General features: G+C 61.2%; 18 protein-coding genes and 1 pseudogene. 16 read left to right on the top strand and 3 right to left on the bottom strand.

Annotated elements, in window-relative coordinates:
- The first annotated feature begins 279 nt into the window (after window positions 1-279).
- A complete protein-coding gene (locus tag ACRY_RS01695; RefSeq protein ID WP_011930581.1) occupies window positions 280-1,188 on the top strand; it encodes a tyrosine-type recombinase/integrase in 909 nt (302 codons plus the stop codon).
- A 4-nt stretch (window positions 1,189-1,192) separates the two neighbouring features.
- Window positions 1,193-2,389: an IS91 family transposase gene (locus ACRY_RS01690; RefSeq protein ID WP_011930582.1), complete on the top strand. Its 1,197-nt coding sequence runs from the start codon at window positions 1,193-1,195 to the stop codon at window positions 2,387-2,389.
- 569 nt (window positions 2,390-2,958) lie between these two features.
- On the opposite strand, the gene ACRY_RS01685 is transcribed toward ACRY_RS01690, so the two are convergent.
- The gene (locus ACRY_RS01685) at window positions 2,959-3,624 is read right to left on the bottom strand and encodes an ArsR/SmtB family transcription factor (RefSeq protein ID WP_011930583.1); all 666 of its coding nucleotides are present in this window, start codon (window positions 3,622-3,624) and stop codon (window positions 2,959-2,961) included.
- Between the two features lie 85 nt (window positions 3,625-3,709).
- On the opposite strand from ACRY_RS01685, the gene ACRY_RS01680 reads away from it, so the two are divergent.
- From ACRY_RS01680 to ACRY_RS01665, 4 genes and pseudogenes are all read left to right on the top strand, one after another.
- Window positions 3,710-4,441 (top strand): MBL fold metallo-hydrolase, encoded by a 732-nt coding sequence (locus tag ACRY_RS01680; RefSeq protein WP_011930584.1) that lies wholly within the window; start codon window positions 3,710-3,712, stop codon window positions 4,439-4,441.
- Window positions 4,438-5,706: an MFS transporter gene (locus ACRY_RS01675; protein WP_050751075.1), complete on the top strand. Its 1,269-nt coding sequence runs from the start codon at window positions 4,438-4,440 to the stop codon at window positions 5,704-5,706. Before ACRY_RS01680 ends, ACRY_RS01675 begins: the two co-directional genes overlap by 4 nt.
- A 68-nt stretch (window positions 5,707-5,774) precedes the next feature.
- A complete protein-coding gene (locus tag ACRY_RS01670) occupies window positions 5,775-6,344 on the top strand; it encodes a hypothetical protein (RefSeq protein ID WP_011930586.1) in 570 nt (189 codons plus the stop codon).
- 35 nt (window positions 6,345-6,379) lie between these two features.
- A pseudogene (locus ACRY_RS01665) lies at window positions 6,380-7,156 on the top strand (transposase); the annotation flags it as partial.
- 796 nt (window positions 7,157-7,952) lie between these two features.
- On the opposite strand, the gene ACRY_RS18630 reads toward ACRY_RS01665, so the two are convergent.
- Entirely contained in the window at window positions 7,953-8,426 is a 474-nt protein-coding gene (locus ACRY_RS18630) for a MarR family winged helix-turn-helix transcriptional regulator (RefSeq protein WP_081432836.1), read from the bottom strand.
- An 88-nt stretch (window positions 8,427-8,514) separates the two neighbouring features.
- Here ACRY_RS18630 and ACRY_RS01660 point away from each other — a divergent pair, with 88 nt between their 5' ends.
- From ACRY_RS01660 to ACRY_RS01620, 10 genes are all read left to right on the top strand, one after another.
- On the top strand, window positions 8,515-10,419 hold the full coding sequence (locus tag ACRY_RS01660) for a chloride channel protein (RefSeq protein ID WP_011930588.1): 1,905 nt from the start codon (window positions 8,515-8,517) through the stop codon (window positions 10,417-10,419).
- A 12-nt stretch (window positions 10,420-10,431) separates the two neighbouring features.
- A complete protein-coding gene (locus ACRY_RS18625; RefSeq protein WP_011930589.1) occupies window positions 10,432-11,655 on the top strand; it encodes an SAM-dependent methyltransferase in 1,224 nt (407 codons plus the stop codon).
- Between the two features lie 205 nt (window positions 11,656-11,860).
- The gene (locus tag ACRY_RS01655; RefSeq protein ID WP_011930590.1) at window positions 11,861-13,114 is read left to right on the top strand and encodes an ABC transporter substrate-binding protein; all 1,254 of its coding nucleotides are present in this window, start codon (window positions 11,861-11,863) and stop codon (window positions 13,112-13,114) included.
- Between the two features lie 120 nt (window positions 13,115-13,234).
- On the top strand, window positions 13,235-14,104 hold the full coding sequence (locus tag ACRY_RS01650) for a branched-chain amino acid ABC transporter permease (RefSeq protein ID WP_011930591.1): 870 nt from the start codon (window positions 13,235-13,237) through the stop codon (window positions 14,102-14,104).
- On the top strand, window positions 14,101-15,087 hold the full coding sequence (locus tag ACRY_RS01645; protein ID WP_011930592.1) for a branched-chain amino acid ABC transporter permease: 987 nt from the start codon (window positions 14,101-14,103) through the stop codon (window positions 15,085-15,087). Before ACRY_RS01650 ends, ACRY_RS01645 begins: the two co-directional genes overlap by 4 nt.
- A complete protein-coding gene (locus ACRY_RS01640; protein WP_011930593.1) occupies window positions 15,084-15,848 on the top strand; it encodes an ABC transporter ATP-binding protein in 765 nt (254 codons plus the stop codon). The genes ACRY_RS01645 and ACRY_RS01640 overlap by 4 nt, the downstream gene beginning before the upstream one ends.
- Window positions 15,845-16,555: an ABC transporter ATP-binding protein gene (locus ACRY_RS01635; protein ID WP_011930594.1), complete on the top strand. Its 711-nt coding sequence runs from the start codon at window positions 15,845-15,847 to the stop codon at window positions 16,553-16,555. The genes ACRY_RS01640 and ACRY_RS01635 overlap by 4 nt, the downstream gene beginning before the upstream one ends.
- A 201-nt stretch (window positions 16,556-16,756) precedes the next feature.
- Window positions 16,757-17,236, top strand: a complete 480-nt coding sequence (locus tag ACRY_RS18080) for a DUF805 domain-containing protein (RefSeq protein ID WP_011930595.1) — start codon at window positions 16,757-16,759, stop codon at window positions 17,234-17,236.
- A gap of 488 nt (window positions 17,237-17,724) precedes the next feature.
- A complete protein-coding gene (locus tag ACRY_RS01625) occupies window positions 17,725-18,087 on the top strand; it encodes a type II toxin-antitoxin system Phd/YefM family antitoxin (protein ID WP_011930596.1) in 363 nt (120 codons plus the stop codon).
- On the top strand, window positions 18,074-18,709 hold the full coding sequence (locus tag ACRY_RS01620) for a hypothetical protein (protein WP_011930597.1): 636 nt from the start codon (window positions 18,074-18,076) through the stop codon (window positions 18,707-18,709). The genes ACRY_RS01625 and ACRY_RS01620 overlap by 14 nt, the downstream gene beginning before the upstream one ends.
- A gap of 66 nt (window positions 18,710-18,775) precedes the next feature.
- Here the strand turns inward: ACRY_RS01620 and ACRY_RS01615 are convergent, their stop codons facing one another.
- The gene (locus ACRY_RS01615) at window positions 18,776-19,135 is read right to left on the bottom strand and encodes a helix-turn-helix domain-containing protein (protein WP_011930598.1); all 360 of its coding nucleotides are present in this window, start codon (window positions 19,133-19,135) and stop codon (window positions 18,776-18,778) included.
- Window positions 19,136-19,181 lie beyond the last annotated feature (46 nt).

Below are 19,181 nucleotides of genomic sequence, written 5' to 3'. Positions count from 1 at the left end.
AACCGTCGCGTCTGCGTTACTTGAGCCGACGGGTACAATTCCTGATGGGATAGGCGTGACACCGCTCTGCGATAATGACATGACAGGCAAATTCATCAGCCCGTTCAGGAAAGTAGGAGAAAACGCGAGGTCCACCTTATAGCTTGATCGGGCCGAAGAACGAACCCGCTGCGCGGGAGGGGGGGGGATCGGCTAGAGACCTGGCCGTTGTGGCTGGATTGAGCGCATTCCGGCGGTGACGGAGCATCTTTGGTTCTTTCAACCGAAAGGAGCCGAACGATGAACGAATCAATCCGCACTGCTGCGATCAGCCCGCTGCGCCAGCGTTTGATCGACGATATGAACATGCGTCGGTTCTCGCGAGAGACACACCGCAATTACCTTCGTGACGTGGGGCGCTTCGCCACATTCCTGGGGCGTTCACCCGATACGGCGACGGCGGAAGATCTTCGCCGCTTCCAGATCGAGCAGCGCGATGCCGGGGTGCCGACACCGACCATGAACAGCATCGTCTCGGCGCTACGGTTCTTTTTCACGCAAACGATCGACCGGCCTGATCTGGCGCGCAAGCTGATCCGGACGCCGCACCCTCGCAACCTGCCCGTCGTGCTCAGTCGGGATGAGGTCGCACGGCTGCTCAACGCGACCACCTGCCTCAAGCATCAGGCGGCTCTTTCGGTCGCTTATGGTGCCGGCATGCGCGTGGCCGAGGTCGCGGCACTGAAGGTCAGCGACATCGACAGCGAGCGCATGCTGATCCGCGTCGAGCGGGGCAAAGGGGGCCGATATCGCAATGCCATCCTGCCAGCGGATCTGCTGATCTTGCTGCGTGAATGGTGGAAGATCGGCCATCAACAGGGCGTGATGCACGCACAAGGCTGGCTGTTCCCGGGCCAGCAAGTGACGAAGCCGATCAGCACCCGGCAGTTGCATCGCGTCGTCGTCGAGGCGGCACGGGCCGCGGAGATCACCAAGAGGGTCGGCCCGCACACGCTGCGCCACAGCTTCGCGACCCACCTGCTGGAAGACGGCGTCGATATCCGCGTGATCCAGGCCCTGCTCGGCCACAGCCACCTCAATACCACCGCGCTCTACACCAAGGTCGCCACGCGCACCGTGCGCGCCGTGATCAGTCCGCTGGACAGGCTGGGGATCGTGACCGCCGACCAGGAGCGCCCCGCCGGCTGAGGCGGTGGGCGCCTCGCTCGAGGTCGCCGATATCTTCCGCGCCGCCGGCCCCGTTTATCGGGCCACCCATGCTGGGCAGCTGAGCCTGCATCAGCTCAAGGTCATGTCGGCGATCGAGCATTGCCGCACCGCCGCCCTGGGCGGTCATGTCGAAGCCTGCGAAGACTGCGGCCATCGGCGGATCGCTTATAACAGCTGCCGCAACCGGCACTGCCCCAAGTGCCAGGGTGCCGCCGCACGCTCCTGGCTCACCGCGCGCAAGGCCGACCTGCTGCCGGTCGGATATTTCCATGTCGTCTTCACCGTGCCGGCCGCGATCGCCGACATCGCCTTCCACAACAAGGCTGCCGTCTATGACCTGCTGTTCCACGCCGCGGCCAAGACGATGCTGACGATCGCCGCCGATCCCCGGCATCTGGGCGCACGGATCGGCATCACCGCCGTGCTCCATACATGGGGGTCGGCACTGACCCACCACCCACACGTGCACATGATCGTGCCGGGCGGCGGCATCTCGCTCGACGGTGAGCGCTGGGTCTCCACGCGGCCGGCCTTCCTCGTGCCGGTGCGCGTCCTGGGCAAGTTGTTCCGCCGCCTGTTCGTCACCGGCCTGCTCGCGCTCTTTGATGCCGGCAAGCTCGCCTTCTTCGGCGGCCTCGCACCACTCACAGACCGACGAGCCTTTCTGCGCCACCTCTCGCCGGTCCGCCACAAACGCTGGGTCGTCTACGCCAAGCCGCCCTTCGGTGGCTCCGAAGCAGTGCTCGCCTATCTCTCGCGCTATACCCATCGCGTCGCCATCTCGAACCGGCGGCTGCTCGCCTTCAACGAAACCGGCGTCACGTTCCGCTACAAGGATTATCGCCGCGATGGCGCCGATCGCTATCAGGTCATGACGCTTGCCGCCGGCGAGTTCATCCGCCGCTTCCTGCTCCACGTCCTGCCTCGTGGGTTCCACCGCATCCGCCACTACGGCCTGCTCGCCGGCATCACCCGCAAGGCCAATCTCGCGCACGCACGCGAACTGCTCGCCGTCGCAGCATCTCCACCCGATGATAACAGGCCGGAAGAAGTGCTCGATACCCGTCCGCCGTGCCCGTGCTGCGGCGGCCACATGATCATCGTCGAGACCTTCGCCCGCTGGTCTCAGCCCAGGGCCCCACCGCAGCGCACGTCATCCGCCGGAATACATTCGCCGTGACCCGGCGCAGACGACATCCGCAACTCGCTACCAGCGCCGCAGCCACCGTGCTTCGGCCAACCGCCAATCCTGCGCCCGTGGCGGCAAACCCTGATCCAATCGCCTCATCCGACGACGACCCGACCAGAAAACACCACCACGCCGTGCACCAGCCTCGCGTCGCCGCCAGTCACCAGCCCGACAGCCGTACCAAGCGATACATCCAGCCCACCAGCCCAAAATCGAATTCCCCATAGGCCAGTGCTCGCTCACCGCGGGTTCCTTCCTCGGGGACTTTCGTACGCCTCACGGCGCCCGAAACTCTTCACGAAAGCGGAATGGCGGGTTTCCGCTCATGCCCAAGCAAATCCGACGGTTATTCGGCGATGGGTCTAAACGCCGATTGGTATCCTGAGCCACTGATTCATGATGCCTTGCCAGGGGTCAGTGAGCGGAGCGGATTCATATTCTCCCTAAATCGCAACCTCAAATGTGTGCCAGGGATCCTAACCGGAAACACTGCGCTCTATAAGGCCGTCAATGCCACATAGCGTGAAATCACCCCGCCTGCGGGTGAGATCCACGAGCGATCAAGTCTCGACGGGTAAGCCCGCCGCCTTCCACTCCGGATAACCATCCTCCAGTCGGATGGCCCGCACGCCACGCGCCCGTAACTGCGCCACGGCGTCATATGACAGAACGCAATAGGGTCCCCGGCAATACGCGACGACCTGGACATTCTCGGTGAAGCCGCCCAGCGCCGCATCCAGCTGATCGAGGGGAATGTTCAACGCACCCGGCAAGTGGCCCCGGGCGAACTCGTCCGCCGGCCGGACATCGAGGAGTGTCACGCTGCCGTCCCGGAGGCGTTCAAGCAGGGCCAAGCGCGATACGGGCTCGAGACAATCCCGCGCCCGGAAATACGCCTGCAGCACCTGGTCGATTTCCGCGATGTTCCGTTCGCCCACTCGACCCAGGCTGCCCAGCAACGTCACCACCTCGGTCTCGGAGACCAGGCTATAGAACATGTTCTTGCCCTCTCGCCGCGGCGCCGCAAGGCGGGCACGGCGCAAGACCTGCAGGTGGCGGGACGTGTTCGAGAGCGACAGGCCAATCCGTTCGGCAAGATCCTCCACGCTGCGCTCACCTTGGGCGATCAGTTCGATAATTTCGATCCTGTGCGGATGCGCAAGCGCCGCGGCGATCTCGGCGAGATGGCTGAAAATCTGTTGCTTTGGACCGCTGCTTGACTTCATCTTCGACTCATTCGATCAATATCGCGAATGATAATGTGATAGCGCGCTGGCGACAAGATCGCCACCTCAGCCGGGAGCAACACTCATGATCCTGCGACAGTTCCTGCACACCGATCCCACGGCGGCCTCCTATCTGCTCGGCTGTGTCGGCAAGGGCGCCGGCGTGGTTGTCGACCCGCTGTTTCCGATCGAACCTTATCTGCACGCCGCCTCGGCCTCCGGCTCGCCGATCCACCTCGTGATCGACACGCATCTGCATGCCGATCACCGCTCCGCCGGCCGCGCGCTGGCCGAAGCGGCCGGCGCCGAATACGCCATCCACGAATCCGCCGAGGTCGGCTATGCGTGCCGCCGCCTCGCTGACGGCGAACGGCTCGAAATCGGCAATGTCGTGCTCGAGGTTCTGCACACGCCCGGTCACACGCCGGAGCATCTCTGCCTCACGGTGACCGATCGCACCCGCGCAGATGAGCCATGGAGCGTGCTCGGCGGCCACACGCTCATGGTGGGCGATGTCGGCCGGACCGAGCTTGCGACCGACGCCGCGCGCGGCGCGCGCGACCTCTTCGCCAGCCTCGTCCGGCTCAAGGCGCTGCCGGATCATATCGAGGTGCTACCCGGTGCTCTGGCTGGCTCTGTCTGTGGCCGAGGTCTCTCGGGCAAACCGGTGTCCACCATCGGCTTTGAGCGGCGGCACAACCCCGCCTTCCGCATCGACGATGCCGAGCGCTTCGTCGCCTTCATGCTCGAGAATATCCCGCCCGCCCCCGATGGCGCAGCCGAACTGCGTGCCTGGAATGCGGGCTTCACCGCGTGACCACGGTGGCGAACGCCGCGGCTCATATCCGCGGCATTGCGGCCAATCGCTGCCAGTTTACCCTACAGGCGCTACAGGTCTTCTTCGTCGGTCTTGTCATCGGCATGGAGCGCGCGGTCCTGCCGACCCTCGCGCACGAGTTCGGCGTCGCACCCGGTGCCTTTCTCTTTCTCGCGAGTTTCGTGCTCTCCTTCGGCCTGGTGAAGGGTGCGCTCAACCTTGTCGCCGGCGGGCTCGCCGACCGGTTCGGCCGCAAGCCTGTCCTCATCGCAGGCTGGATCGCAGCCATTCCCATCCCGCTGCTGATCTGGGCGGCACCCAACTGGTGGTGGATCGTGATCGCGAACGTGTTTCTCGGGATCAGCCAGGGCTTCACCTGGACGATGACGGTGACCAGCCAGATTGACCTCGCCGGCAGTCACCAGCGCGGGCTTGCCGTCGGCATCAACGAGGCTACTGGATATGTTGCCGTCGGCCTCGCCGGTGCTTGTGCTGCCTTGCTGGCCGAGGCGGTCGGCGCGCGTGATGCCCTGCTGATTTTCGGCATGGCCACGATTGGTCTGGCCTTCGCCACGATCACCCGTGTGCGCGACACGCTTGCCTGGGTGAAGGCCGAACATGCCGAGGCCGGTGCTGGCGCATCGCAGGATCATACGCTCACGCTCGGCGCGATCTTCGTCCGGATCTCTTTACGCGATCGGGTCGGGCGGGCGATCTGCCAGGGCGGGGTCGTCAACAAGATCGCCGACACGCTGGTCTGGGTGATGTTCCCACTGTTCTTCAAGGCGCGTGGTGCAAAGCTGGTGGAAATCGGCTGGCTGACCGGGACCTACGCCATGGTCTGGGGCGTCTCGCAGCTCTGGACCGGCCATCTGGGCGACCGGGTCGGCCGCCGCGCCCCAGTGATCGCCGGGTTCTTCCTCCTGGCCGCCGGCATCGCGATCACGGCGGCCGGGCGCGATGCGTCGCTATGGCTGCCGGGGGCGATCGTCATGGGTATCGGAATGGCACTGCTCTACCCTAACTTGATCGCCGCGATGTCGGACCAGGCGGCGCCATTGATCCGCGGCAAGGCCCTCGGCACCTACCGCTACTGGCGCGACACCGGCTACGCGCTCGGCGCCGTCGCGCTCGGCCTCATCGCGCAGTTCGCCCACGCAACCCTTCCGGCACTCTGGATCTCCGCCGTCCTCGTCGCCGGCTCGGGCCTTTGGCTCATGCGCGATCTACCGCGCCCCCGATCGCCGGTGCGAGATCGAGATTGACGTCGATCAATGCGCGATGCCGGCGGATCTGCTTGGCTGTCAACGACAACTGAGAGATCGGGATCGACATGAGCGGATACCGCAGCAGATCGTCACGGTTTCCGAACGTCTTCGGTCGCGACCGCGCGCCTCGCTGGCGTCTTCTGACCGGTGCCGCGATCGCGGGCCTGCTCGCTGCGTCGGCGGTCGCGCTTGCCCAGCCGTGGGGAGCCGGATGGGGCGGCGGGATGATGGGCGGCATGGGTGGGATGATGGGCATTGGCGTCGGGCTAATGTGGCAGGGGCTTTACGGCACTCCGCGGCGCGATTGGATCAGCTCGCTTTCACCCGATCCGTTCGTCCATCCGATCCCGATGGCGATCACCGCTGCAGCCGGCCTGGTGCTGCTGACTGCCCTGATATGCTTCGTGGTGGTAACGGTTGGCACACTGGCGTCACGACCCGTAGTTGCTTCAGAGGTGACGGAAATCCCCTTTGGCAATGCTCCCGTTGCTGAAGACTCGCGCTGGGTGCGGCTGATGGACCGGCTGGGTTTGTGGACCCTGGTGGCCTTTCTTCTTATCCTCGCGGTCTACGGGCCCCTATTCGCCGTCCTGCTTTCGCATCAGGTATCGATCCCGCCGAATACGGCGTATTGACTCTTTTCATAAACCAACCTGCTTACCCATCTTGATTGAACCGCGCCTGCGTGGTCGCCGACCGCGGCATGGTCAGCGCCGATACCATCGCGGCACTGGACGCGCTGGGGATGGAATACATCCTCGGCGCGCGCGAGCGCACCAGCCGGGTGATCCGCGACGTCGTGCTGAAGGACAAGGCCGCGATGGTCCCGCTCGTGCTCGATCGCCAGCATGGCGAGACCCAGCTGTGGGTGAAGGAGATCCGGATTGGCAAGGGCAAGGCGGCCCAGCGCTACATCGTCACGGTCAATGAGGCCGAGGCGAAAAAGGACAGGGAGGACCGCCAGGCCATCATCGACGGGCTGCAGGCCCAGCTGAAGAAGGGCGACAAGGCGCTGGTCGGGAACTCGGCCTACCGGCGTTATCTCCGCAGCCGCGGCAACGCCTTCGAGATCGATCCGGGCAAGCTGGCCGAGGAGGCCCGCTTCGATGGCCTCAGCGTGCTCAGGACCCTGTTCCGCGCCGCCAAGGCCAGCTTCGATACACGGCCGGTCTTTCACCAGGCTGACGCCGCGATCCGCGGCCACGTTTTCTGTTCCTTCCTGGCCCTGACACTCGCCAAGGAACTGAACCGCCTGTGCGGCGCCAGGGGCTTCCAGCCCGAATGGCAGAAGTTGCTGAACGATCTCGACAGGCTCCAGCAGGCAACCATCGAAAAGGGCGGCAAGGTCATCACCACGAGGACCCACGTCACCGGCCAGGTCGGCAATGTCTTCAAGGCCGCCGGCATCGCGCTGCCCCACAACATCAGCGAACACCCCGCAGACTGAAGCCGCGGCCACGCAGCGCCGACCCAACGCCCCAAAAATGTAGTGGTAACACCTGCAAGCGGGCAAATAAACTATTGATATCACCAGACTTTATAAAACCAACTGTCCAAGTGGGGCCAAACTTCGCCGCTATCGACACCATCGCCGCCCACCGCGAGGGATGTTCGCCCTCGTGCTCCAGCACCATCCGCACCGCCCGCTCGCGGACTTCAGGAGAAAACTTGTTCGTCGTCGGACTCGTTATGGCTCCATCCTATTTGGGAGTTGGAGCCTCCGGCAAACCCGGGGCGGTTCTGACGTTGGGTAGAATTCTGCTGCGAAGAAAGGCCCCATACCTGACAGTATGGGGCCTAGAGTGTACTAGGGTGAATTAACAAGAACACCAAAAGACCCAATTGGGAAACGATCTACCCAGTAAGCATCAGGCCAAACGATAGATCGTATTTTCTCAATGCTGGATCTAATGATCAAGCCGCTATGAGCTCTCGCTGCATAACGACCTATGCCGAGCTTGACATGTCGCATTACGATATGTCAAGCCAACAATCGCATTTATAAATTCTGTAACACAGATAGGCGCTCAAGGGCAGGATGGGAAAGTATACAGCTACAATCGTAGGAATTCTAAATGAAATCGCATTATGTATTATTTTTATAAATAAAAAAATATCAGAAAAAGATATTGTCGTGAAGAAACGGTCCAAATCAGGAATTACGTTCACCAGATATGACATTTCTATAATATGCTTAGGTATATTAAGTATTTTTGTTTTATTGTTACTATGTCTAATTTAGATCAGTATGACTTCGTATTGCTTGGTATTTTGACTTGCGCTTTGTCGCTCTTTCCACGTCTATATCGTTGAATGCGGGCGAGAAGGCGTCGTAACTCAGGTCCGATCAATTCGAGTTCATCCAAGTGAGTATACGAAAGATTGGCAAGCAGCTTTTCTCCGAGATTTGTGACCTCAAGAAGCACGCGTCGCCCGTCATCGGGGTCTGTCGATCTCAATACCAAGCCTGATGCGACTAAACGATCCACCAACTCGACTGTGCTGTTATGCTGCAAAATTAGGAACGAAGCCAGATCAGAAATACTCGCAGTGCCACGAGTTTGCATACTACGTATGCCGAGGAGTGCTTGATGTTGGCGGGGGGTGAGCCCATCACGCCGGGCGGCGGTCTCACTAAATGCAAGAAATTTCCTGAGAGTATAACGGAATGAGGCTAGCATTTCGTAGTCGTCATCATTGAGCTGTGGATCAGGCATGCATTTTCCTTTCAGAGCAAAGCCTTGCTCTTATATATCGTTTTGCGATATAGGCACAACGTCCAATTTATATCGGATTACGATCTTCATGCCATTTATACATCGCCAGACGCCGCGCCGCATCCAGCTTGGCGACTTCACGACCGACCGCGGGATCTTCCGGCTGATCGGCTTCGGCGCCTGCGCCGGCCTGTTCGGCGTCATCGCCGGCTGGATCCTGCTGCGCATGATCGGGCTGATCAACGACCTCGCCTATTACGGCGTCTGGTCGACCCGGATGCTGGCGCCGGGCGGCGCCGCGCCGGGCGGCCATCCCGCGCTGTGGACGATCCTCGTCCCCGCCGGCGGCGCCGTGGCGATCGGCCTGATGGCGCGCTACGGCTCGGAGAAGATCCGCGGGCACGGCATCCCCGAGGCGATCGAGGCGATCCTGCTCGGCGGCGCCCGGCTCGACCTGCGTGTGGCCATCCTCAAGCCGATCTCCTCGGCGATCTCGATCGGCACCGGCGGCCCGTTCGGCGCCGAGGGGCCGATCATCATGACCGGCGGCGCCGCCGCCTCGCTGATGGCGCAGTGCTTCACCCTGACCGATGCCGAGCGCAAGACCCTGCTCGTCGCCGGCGCCTGCGCGGGCATGACGGCGGTTTTCGGCACCCCGGTCGCCGCCCTCCTGCTCGCGGTCGAGCTCCTGCTGTTCGAGCTGAAGCCGCGCAGCATCATTCCGGTCGCCACCGCCTGCATCACCGCCGCGATCCTCCGCCGCCTCTGCATGACGCCGGCGCCGCTTTTTCCCTATGCCGGCGGAGTGATCGTCGATCCGCTGCACGCCCTCGGCTGGCTCGGCCTCGGCCTTGCCGCCGGGCTCGGCTCCGCCCTGCTCACCGTGCTCGTCTACGCCGCCGAGGACGGGTTCGAGACACTGCCGATCCACTGGATGTGGTGGCCGGTGCTGGGCGGCCTCGTCGTCGGCATCGGCGGCGTATTCGACCCGGCGGCCCTCGGCGTCGGCTATCCCGACATCGCGCGCCTGCTCGCCGGCACGCTCGCCGGCGGGGCCGCGATCCGTCTCGTCCTGGTCAAGGGCGTGATCTGGTCGGTGGCGCTGGGCTCGGGCACCTCGGGCGGCGTGCTCGCGCCGCTGCTGATCATCGGCGGCGCGCTCGGCGCGGTCCTCGCCCCCGTCATGCCGCACGCCGCCCCCGGCTTCTGGGCGGTGCTCGGCATGGCGGCGATGATGGGCGGCACCATGCGCGCCCCGCTGACCTCGACGCTGTTCGCCGTCGAACTCACCGGCAACCACCTCATCCTCCTGCCGGTGCTCGCCGCCAGCATGGCCAGCATGGCGGTGACCGTCCTGCTGATGAAACGCTCGATCCTGACCGAGAAGATCGCCCGGCGCGGCCATCACCTCACCCGCGAATACAGCATCGACCCGCTGGCCGTGACCCGCATCCGCGACATCATGGCAACCAAGGTGGACACGCTGGCGGCGGACCTGCCGGTGGGGGCTGCGATCGAGCGCTTCCTCTCGCACGCGGCGGCCCACCGCGCCTTCCCGGTGACGGCGCCGGACGGCCTCGTGCTCGGCCTCGTCTCCCGCGCCGACATCCTGGACTGGATCGGCGACGAGGTGCGGCGCGACCTGCCCTTGCGCGCGATGATCGCCGGCCGCGAGGTGACGACCGCCGCGCCCGACGAAATGGCCGACACCATCGCGGTGCGGATGCTCACCCGGAACGCCCCGCGAATCCCCGTGGTCGACGCAGAAGGCCGCCTCCTCGGCATCGTCTCCCGCGCCGACCTGCTGCGCGTCCACCAGCGCGTCATGCTCGCCGAAACCCGCCGCGAACGCTTTTTTCTACAGGGACTGTTTTCTTCTCGCAAGAATAGAATACAGAATGTTCCAGGAATGCAAAATGCAGAGCCACAAATGATTCCGATTCTGGTCAATCAGAACGGCGCACAAAATGATGTAGACACTGAATTGCGATGATGAGATAATGTCATGATTGCAAGACTTATTATCGACTATCATCTGCGAAGGCTTATCAAGACCGGTACTGTCGAAATTTTTTGGCCAGACGGAAGCTGGACTCGATATGGCGATGGGCAGTTTCCTCGGGCAGCCCTTGAGATAAAGTCCGCCGCGACAGCTCGAAGACTCGTAATTAATCCTGACCTTGCTATGGGCGAGGCTTACATGGACGGGACCTTAAAGCCCGTCGAATGCACCGTCTACGACGTTTTACGCGTATTCATGTCAAATACGGAATTGTATGATCGTGGGACCTTTATCATGCGGATTCGTCGAATATTTCGCAGAATTTATAGAACTTTTAGTCAAGCAAATAGTAAAATCCGCTCTATGCGTAACGTAAAGCATCATTATGATATTGGCAATGATGTTTATCAAATATTCCTTGATAGTGACTTACAATATTCATGCGCTTATTATCCTAATGGTGATGAGACTATAGATATTGCACAAATCGCGAAAAAGCGTCATATATTAGCGAAATTAATATTAGATAGACCAAATCTTAATGTTTTGGATATTGGATGCGGTTGGGGCGGCATGGCTTTAACTATGGCACACGATTATGATGCCAACGTTATTGGTATTACTCTATCCGAAGAGCAAATTATGGTTGCTCGCCAACGTGCTGCGGATGCAGGTCTGGCCCACAAGTGCCAGTTTTATCTATGTGATTACCGTACAATATTTGATAAGTTTGACAGAATTGTTTCTGTTGGCATGTTTGAACACGTCGGAGTACCAAATTATTCGGCTTTTTTTGAGGTTATCAATCGGTGTCTAAAAGCAGACGGGGTTGCTCTACTTCATGCAATCGGCCGCCTGGATCCGCCGGCGAGTACGAACCCTTGGATTTCAAAATATATTTTCCCGGGCGGTTATTGTCCGTCATTATCCGAAGTTATTGCACCTATTGAAAAATCTGGTCTATTATACAATGATATTGAGATATTAAGACTTCATTATTCAAAAACGCTGTATCAATGGCGTCATAATTTTTGTGCCAACCAGAAACGCATTATTGATTTATATGATGATAAATTCTATAGAATGTTTGAATTTTATCTTGCCGGCTCTCAGTTGGCATTCGAGTATGCTAATCATATCGTATTCCAGATTCAACTTTCGCATAGTATCGATACAATTCCATTGATAAGAGATTATATTACAGATTTTGAAAAACTTCACGTGTAGCCATGTGATTTATACTGATGGCATGTTGGGGGGCGTTTCATGCCGTTTATTTATTGACTCACTTTATAGATTCGCACATAATATGATTATATCGCATTACGATATAAGAATTATGTTCTTGGAGAATGAATTATAAACATATTCTGGTTATGTATGCGATTTTTGGCTTAATTAATAAAACAACTGAGGGAAAGGGAAAGTTCGAATGAAATCGTTAAATCCTGGATCGTTAGACCGTCGAGGGTTGCTTAAAGCCGCTGGTGCAACCGGTGCTTCAAGCTTAATTCTGCCAAATATCAGCTGGGCTGCCAGTGAGAAGCCAGTCAAAATCGGCATGATCGATCCGCGTACGGGTACATATGCGGCTGCTGGGTTTAGCGAGATTCATGGCGCAACAATGGCTATCGACGAGATCAACAAGAAGGGCGGCATTCTCGGCCGGCCCGTTCAGATGTTCGTTGAAGATTCGGAAAGCCTGCCAGGTCCTGGAGTGACGAAAGCGCAAAAGCTTGTTGCTGAGGACAAAGTCAATTTTCTGATGGGAGCAGTTAACTCAGCTACGGCAGAATCACTTAGTCAATTCGCATTGCAGCATAATATGCTCTATATTGATACTGGTGGTCACGTAGATGACGTGACCGGCAGCAAATGTCATTGGACCACATTCCGCACCTGCTCGACCACATGGATGCTTACGGCCGGTGACTTCGAGACCCTATTCAAAAAGTTTGGCAAGAAGTGGTTCTTTATTACACCTGACTATGCTTTTGGTCATGCTGAGCATAGGGATTATGTAAAGCAACTTCAGAAGGCGGGTGGCAAATCGGTAGGCAATGCGCTTGCGCCACTCGGCACCACGGACTTCTCCTCCTACCTGATCCGCGCCCGCGCCGCGAAGCCGGACGTGCTGATCTGCCTGCAGGCGGGCGACGACCTCGTGAACCTGCTGAAGCAGGCCGTGCAGTTCGGCCTCGACAAGCAGATGGCGATCGCCGGCGCGCTGCAGGAAATGGAGGTCTTAGAGTCTCTTCCGAAGGCAGCCCTTCTCGGCTGGTGGACCTTCGAGTGGTACTGGAACCAGCCCGGCGTTCCCCACGTTGCCGACTTCGTCACGGCATATAAGCGTCGATTTGGTGACAAAGTCCCAACCGCTCGGTCTTGGTTCGGTTATGTAAGCGCTCATTCCATCGCCCTTGCGGCGAATCAGGCGAAGACGCTCGACTCGCTGAAGGTGGTCAAGGCGCTCGAAGGCATGGAACTGCCGCCGGAGATCGCGCTGCAGCCGGGCAAGGTGCACTACCGCGCCGGTGACCATCAGATGATGGCGAACATGTTCCCCGGCTACGTCCCCAAGGACGCGAGCTATCCGAACCTGTTCAAGGTGGCCGACGTGGTGCCGAGCGAGAAGATCGCCCTGTCGCCGGCCGCCGCCGGCTGCAAGATGACGTACCCGAGCTGAAGCCCGCCCGCGTGGCGGACTGGGCCAGCCCACGGCGAAAGTCGTGGGCCGGTTCGCCGCATCCGCCGCGCGACCTCGTCTCCAGCCGCGCCCGCGGGCGCCAGATATGAAGTAAGATCCGTGGAAACTCTGCTTGTCTACAGCGCCTTCAACGGGTTGGTGGTCGGCATCTTCTATGCGCTCATGGCGCTGGGACTGTCGCTGATCCTCGGCCTGAACGGCATCATCAATTTCGCCCATGGCACCTTCATGGCGCTCGGAGGCTATCTCGCCTTTACCCTCGAACCCTATATCGGCTTCTGGGGCGGGCTCCTCGTCGCCCCGCTGCTGGCGGTGGTGGTCGGGGTCGTGACCGAACGGGTGCTGATCCGCCCGCTCTACGGGCGCGATCCGCTGTTCTCGCTGCTGCTGACCTTCGGCCTCGCGATGATCATGCAGGACATGATCCGCACCATCTGGGGCTCGATCGGGCAGCCCTTCGCCCTGCCGAACTACCTCAACTCGCCGCTCAGCTCCTCGATGTTCTTTCTCACCGGCTTCCGCATCGTGGTCATCCTGATCACCGTGCTGGTCACCGGCGCGCTGTTCGCGGTGCTGCGGTTCAGCCGCATCGGCATCCGCATCCGCGCCGGCAATGCCGATCTCGAAACCATCTCCTCTCTCGGCGTGAACATCTTCTTTCTGCGCGCGGTGAATTTCGGCATCGGCATCTTCCTTGCCGGCGTCGCCGGCATCCTCGCCGCCGGCCAGCTCGGCCTGTCGCCGACGATCGGTGATTCGCTGATCATGCCAGCCTTCGTCGCCATCATCGTCGGCGGCGTCGGCAGCCTGATGGGCAGCGTACTCGGCGGGCTGATCATCGGCATCGCCTCCGGCCTCACCGCGGCCTTCTACCCGGTCGCGCAGGAAGTCGTCATCTACGTCATCATGGCGGTGGTCCTGGTCATCCGCCCCCGCGGCCTGCTCGGCCAGGAAGGTCTGTTCGAATGAGCACTGCACTCGACACCAAGCCGGCCACGCGGCCCGCGCCCTCGATCGGCGGGCGCGAGATTTCGGCAGCGATCATCTGGCTCGCCCTGCTCTTCGTCCCGATCTGGCTGCCCGCGATCGGCGGTTTCACCGATCTCGCCTCCCGCGTGCTGGTCTACGCGATGGCCGCGACCGGGCTGAACCTGCTGCTCGGCTACACCGGCGGCCTGTCCTTCGGCCATGCGGCCTATTTCGGCCTCGGCGCCTATGGCACCGGCCTGTTCATCATCCATGTCATTCCCTCGATGCCGCTCGCCCTCATCGCCGGCACGCTGCTCGGCGGCATCGGCGGCATCCTGGTCGGGCCGATGGTGATGAAGCGCAAGGGCATCTACTTCGCGATGATCACCATCGCCTTCGGCCAGATGTTCTACTTCCTCGCGGTGCGCTGGAACACCGTCACCGGCGGCGAGGATGGTCTGACCGGCTTCTCCCGCGTGCCGCTGCATCTCGGCGGCGAAGCCATCAATCTCGGCCCGGCGCGCTTCTATTATGTCGTGCTGGCGCTATTCGCGGTGGTCATGCTCGTCGTCTGGCAGATCCTCCGCTCGCCGATGGGCCATGCCTTCGTCGCCACCCGCGAGAACACCACCCGCCTGCGCTTTCTCGGCGTCGCGGTGGACAAGCAGGTCTGGGTCGCCTTCGCGATCTCGGCCTTCATCACCGCGCTCGCCGGCAGCCTGAACGCGATGCTGACCGCCTTCGCCTCGCCGGACGACCTGCAATGGCAGCTCTCCGGCTCCTTCGTCGTCATCTGCGTGCTCGGCGGCATGCGCAGCTTCTGGGGGCCGTTCCTCGGCGCCGTCATCTACATCGCGGCGCAGGACTACCTCTCCAGCGTGACCCAGAACTGGATGAGCTTCATCGGCCTGATCTTCGTCCTGTCGGTGCTGTTCTTCCCGCAGGGCCTGCTCGGCTTCATCAAGGGGAGGGCGCGGTCGTGAGCCTTCTGAAACTCGAACATGTCGGCCGCCGCTTCGGCGCGCTGCAGGCGCTGAAGGACATTTCGCTCGCGGTCGAGCCGGGCGAGCTGCGCGCCATCATCGGGCCGAACGGCGCGGGCAAAACCACGCTGTTCAACCTGATCAGCGGTTTCTTCCCGCCCACCGAGGGCCAGATCATCTTCGACGGCCAGCCGATCACCGCGGTCAGCCCGAACGATCTGGTCCGCCGCGGCATCATCCGCACCTTCCAGATCACCCAGGTCTTCCTCTCGCTCTCGGTCTACGAAAACATCCGCGTCGCGGTGGAAACGGCGATGGGCCTGCAGCTCCGCCCCTGGATCTCGCGGGCGGCGCGCGCGAAGGTCGATGAAAAGGTGGACGAGCTGCTCCAGGTCACCCGCATCGCCAACAAGGCGGACCGCATCGTCGGCGAGATGTCGCATGGCGACCAGCGCGTGGTGGAAATCGGCATCGCCCTGTCGCGCCATCCGCGCCTGCTCCTGCTCGACGAGCCGACCGCCGGCATGGGGGATGAGGAAACGCACCACATGACCGACCTGATCCGCCGGCTCAACAAGGACCAGGGCATCACCATGCTCTTCGTCGAGCACGACATGGCGATCGTCTTCGGCATCGCCGACCGCATCACCGTGCTCGACAACGGCACCTTCCTCGCCGAGGGCACGGCGGCGGAAATCTCCGCCAACCCGCGCGTCCAGAGCGCCTATCTCGGAACCGCCATCGAGGAGACCGCCGCATGAGTGCCGTTCTCGAAGCCGAGGGCCTGCAGACCTATTACGGCAAGAGCCATATCCTGCACGGCGTCTCGCTGAAGGTGAACCAGGGCGAGCTGATCGCCCTGCTCGGCCGCAACGGCGCCGGCAAGACCACCACGATGCGCAGCGTCATGGGCCTCACCCCGCCCCGCGATGGCAACGTCAAGCTGTTCGGCAAGGATGTGACCAAGGCCGCCTCCCATCGCATCGCCAATGCCGGCGTCGGCTATGTTCCCGAGGGCCGCAAGATCTTCGGGCACATGACGGTGCACGAGAACCTGCTCGTTCCCCCCGAGACCAAGGGGCCCTGGACCATCGAGACGATCTACAAGCTGTTTCCGCGGCTTGAGGAGCGCAAGACGAGCAAGGGCGGGCGACTCTCCGGCGGCGAGCAGGAAATGCTGGCCATCGCCCGCGCGCTGCTGCTCAACCCCAAGTTCCTGATCCTCGACGAACCCTCCCAGGGGCTTGCCCCGGTTATCGTGCAGGAAGTGATGCGCACGATCGGCCGGATGAAAGGCGAGGGGATGTCGATCCTGCTGGTCGAGCAGAACGCGCATCTCGCCCTCCAGCTCGCCGACCGCGCCTATGTGCTGTCCGACGGCGAGGTCGTCTATGACGGCTCCGCCGCCGAACTCGGTGCGGATACGGAACGGATGGAACACCTCGCCGGCGTCAGCCACGTCGACTAATATGTATGTAGTTTGCATGCGGCTTAGAGACCCGTATCAATCCCCATCGGCCACCTGGATGCTCAGTTAGACGGAAAGGTTCAGGGTGTTCGACCCTGTCTTCGCTGCTACGGCTTTAATATTCACTGAACGTTGACTGCCGGTCGGGCTTTCCGATCCGCCGGCCTGATGATAGGCGTGTGGCCAGGATGGATAGCCGTAATGACCTTCACTGAATCCGTGAAGCGGGGTTCGGTGGGATGGTCCCGGTATTCCGGCCGGGCGTCCCGATCCGAATTCTGGTGGTTCTTCTTGTTCGCCACGCTTGTGCGAGGCGCGTTCGCATTCATCAGGCTGGTCTTGATGCCCCCGCCGATAGGGCAAGGGGTGCCGATGCTTGTGCTGGTGACACTGGTCTCCCTGATATTGCTGGTGCCGACGATCCCGCTGGAGGTGCGGCGCCTGCACGATGTCGGCCGATCAGGCTGGCTGATCGTGGTGTTCTATGTGCTGTTCGCCGCCCTGATCATGGTGAGCGAGGAATGGATGCGTCTGCTGTCCCGACACCAGGAAACCCATTGGCAGGGCGAGATTTTGTTGGTCCTGACCGTCTTTACCGGGGTGACCTGGGTGAGGGTGATCAGCCTTCTGGCGTCGCGAGGCGGCCCGCGGCCAAACAGATATGGTCCGGCTTCCGAGTGACATCAAAAATCGTATGGCTCGCCCCGTCTGCAAGTGTCGTTTTCGATGAACTGACCAGTCACCTTGGGTGTGACAAATACCGCATTCTGAATTCAGAACGCAAAACATCGATCGACCATTATGTCAAGTGTGGTCGTTTCGATCGTACTGAGAATTCCTGGTTCAGTGCCATGGCACGACGTCGACCGGCGTCTGCGGCAATCGCCAGCACGCCCTTCGCCGGCGCATATCCAACCGACGTCGGACGGCAGTCTCTATGAGCGCCTAGATCTCTAGCCGGAGCAGGTACTTGCCCGAGGTCGCGTGTTCCATATGCGTAACGAACGACAGTTTCATGGCGATCGGCGAGCACTTGACGGACATTGTCGGCCCGTGGCCGGAGGGCGATCCGGAGCCGTGTCGATACCCACGGACTCGCAAGCCGACACCGATTGCCTATATCGTACAGAACGGGTAATTTTGGACAAAAGTGGAATTGCGAGGTTCACATGAGCAAGTCAGCCGTCATCGAGGCCAGTGCCGCTCGGAGCAGCTTCGCAAAGCTCGGGGAACAGGCCAGGCGGGCACCTGTCGAAGTGACCCGACACGGTAAGCTCGAATTCGTGGTCATCTCGCCGGACCTCTACGAGGCGGTCAAGGCGGCGGGCACGGTTCCGGTCGGCGAGTTGGCTCGCATGCAGGAATCCTTCAACCAGATGTTCCAGGATATGCAGTCGGATCGATCCGAAGCGGCGTATGAGAGGCTGGAGGCACTGACTGCGGAGGACCTGCCAAAGGCAGCGGTGGACGCCTATCGGCGGACGCGCAGAAGGGCGCCCGGTCACCGGTCGGGTTCGGGTGTTGGCCGCTAAGGTCGGCCGGATCATCGTCGCGGCAGGGACCAACGGCGCCGGCAAGAGCTCAATCGTTGGTCCGCTGATCCGGAGCCTTGGCGGCGCATACTATAATCCCGACGAACAGGCGCGGAGTTTCATGGCGATCGGGCTTGGTACCGAGCAGGCAAACGCGCGAGCATGGGGGCTCGGTTACGAGGGGCTTCAGCGAGCGATCGACCAGAATCTCAACTTCGCCTTCGAGACAACGCTTGGCGGTGCAAGCATCACGATGGAGCTGCTGCGTGCTCTCGCGCTCGAGCGTCGGGTCCTGATCTTCTATGTCGGCCTTGCCTCGGTGGATCTCCACATCCAGCGCGTGGCTGAGCGGGTGGCCCGGGGTGGGCACGACATCCCGGAGCGGAAGATCCGCGAGCGATACGACAACAGCAGGACCAATCTCCTCAAATTCATCGGGACGCGGGCTGAAATGCGGGTCTGGGACAACTCTCACCAGTCAGCGGACGGATCGCCGGCGCCACGGGAGGTTTTCCGCGTGCAAAACCGGGAGATGCTGATTCCGAAGGGCGGCGAGTTGTCGGCGACCGTCGCGTGGGCTCAGCCGCTCGTGGCCAAGGCGCTAAGTATCAGCCCGGGCTGATCCGGGGGCGACTGATCTGTGGGCGGAATTCCCCACGAACCTGGCTGACCCCAGTCTTGAGAGCCCTCAGGGCGCTCGATCCGCCTCTTCCATCGCGGCGGCTCGATGCCGGGAGATGAAGCCGACCCGGAACCCGAACGGGTGGGCGAGCTTGTTCATCGTCTCGAGCGACGGATTCGCCTTGCCGTTTTCGATCTCCCAGATCTGGCGGGTCGTGAGCCGCATGGCTTTGGCGAATTGCACCTGCGTGAAGCCGATCGCCTTGCGCATCCGTCGGACGGCCAGCGATAGGGGCAGGCCGCCGGCCTCGACGTCGTCGGCCAACTGGGTCCGCAGTCTCATCATTTCCTCGCGCGACAGGGGGCTGAGCTTTGGCATAGTCGTGGACCTCCAGATCAGATCGGCCGGCCGGGTGGGCGCGATCATATTTGACACCCAATATGATGGATACTTTGGAGCAAAAATCCAGAAT

It is taken from the genome of Acidiphilium cryptum JF-5 (assembly GCF_000016725.1).
GTDB lineage: Bacteria > Pseudomonadota > Alphaproteobacteria > Acetobacterales > Acetobacteraceae > Acidiphilium > Acidiphilium multivorum.
Note: the sequence above shows the minus strand (reverse complement) of the source record. Positions and strands in the feature narration are given on the sequence as shown.

What these genes read in the sequence shown, in the direction of transcription:
- ACRY_RS01695 (WP_011930581.1), top strand. Translation starts at nt 280, where the DNA reads ATGAACGAATCAATCCGCACTGCTGCGATCAGCCCGCTGCGCCAGCGT.
- ACRY_RS01685 (WP_011930583.1), bottom strand. Translation starts at nt 3,624, where the DNA reads ATGAAGTCAAGCAGCGGTCCAAAGCAACAGATTTTCAGCCATCTCGCC.
- ACRY_RS01680 (WP_011930584.1), top strand. Translation starts at nt 3,710, where the DNA reads ATGATCCTGCGACAGTTCCTGCACACCGATCCCACGGCGGCCTCCTAT.
- ACRY_RS01670 (WP_011930586.1), top strand. Translation starts at nt 5,775, where the DNA reads ATGAGCGGATACCGCAGCAGATCGTCACGGTTTCCGAACGTCTTCGGT.
- ACRY_RS18630 (WP_081432836.1), bottom strand. Translation starts at nt 8,426, where the DNA reads ATGCCTGATCCACAGCTCAATGATGACGACTACGAAATGCTAGCCTCA.
- ACRY_RS01660 (WP_011930588.1), top strand. Translation starts at nt 8,515, where the DNA reads ATGCCATTTATACATCGCCAGACGCCGCGCCGCATCCAGCTTGGCGAC.
- ACRY_RS18625 (WP_011930589.1), top strand. Translation starts at nt 10,432, where the DNA reads ATGATTGCAAGACTTATTATCGACTATCATCTGCGAAGGCTTATCAAG.
- ACRY_RS01655 (WP_011930590.1), top strand. Translation starts at nt 11,861, where the DNA reads ATGAAATCGTTAAATCCTGGATCGTTAGACCGTCGAGGGTTGCTTAAA.
- ACRY_RS01645 (WP_011930592.1), top strand. Translation starts at nt 14,101, where the DNA reads ATGAGCACTGCACTCGACACCAAGCCGGCCACGCGGCCCGCGCCCTCG.
- ACRY_RS01635 (WP_011930594.1), top strand. Translation starts at nt 15,845, where the DNA reads ATGAGTGCCGTTCTCGAAGCCGAGGGCCTGCAGACCTATTACGGCAAG.
- ACRY_RS18080 (WP_011930595.1), top strand. Translation starts at nt 16,757, where the DNA reads ATGACCTTCACTGAATCCGTGAAGCGGGGTTCGGTGGGATGGTCCCGG.
- ACRY_RS01625 (WP_011930596.1), top strand. Translation starts at nt 17,725, where the DNA reads ATGAGCAAGTCAGCCGTCATCGAGGCCAGTGCCGCTCGGAGCAGCTTC.
- ACRY_RS01615 (WP_011930598.1), bottom strand. Translation starts at nt 19,135, where the DNA reads ATGATCGCGCCCACCCGGCCGGCCGATCTGATCTGGAGGTCCACGACT.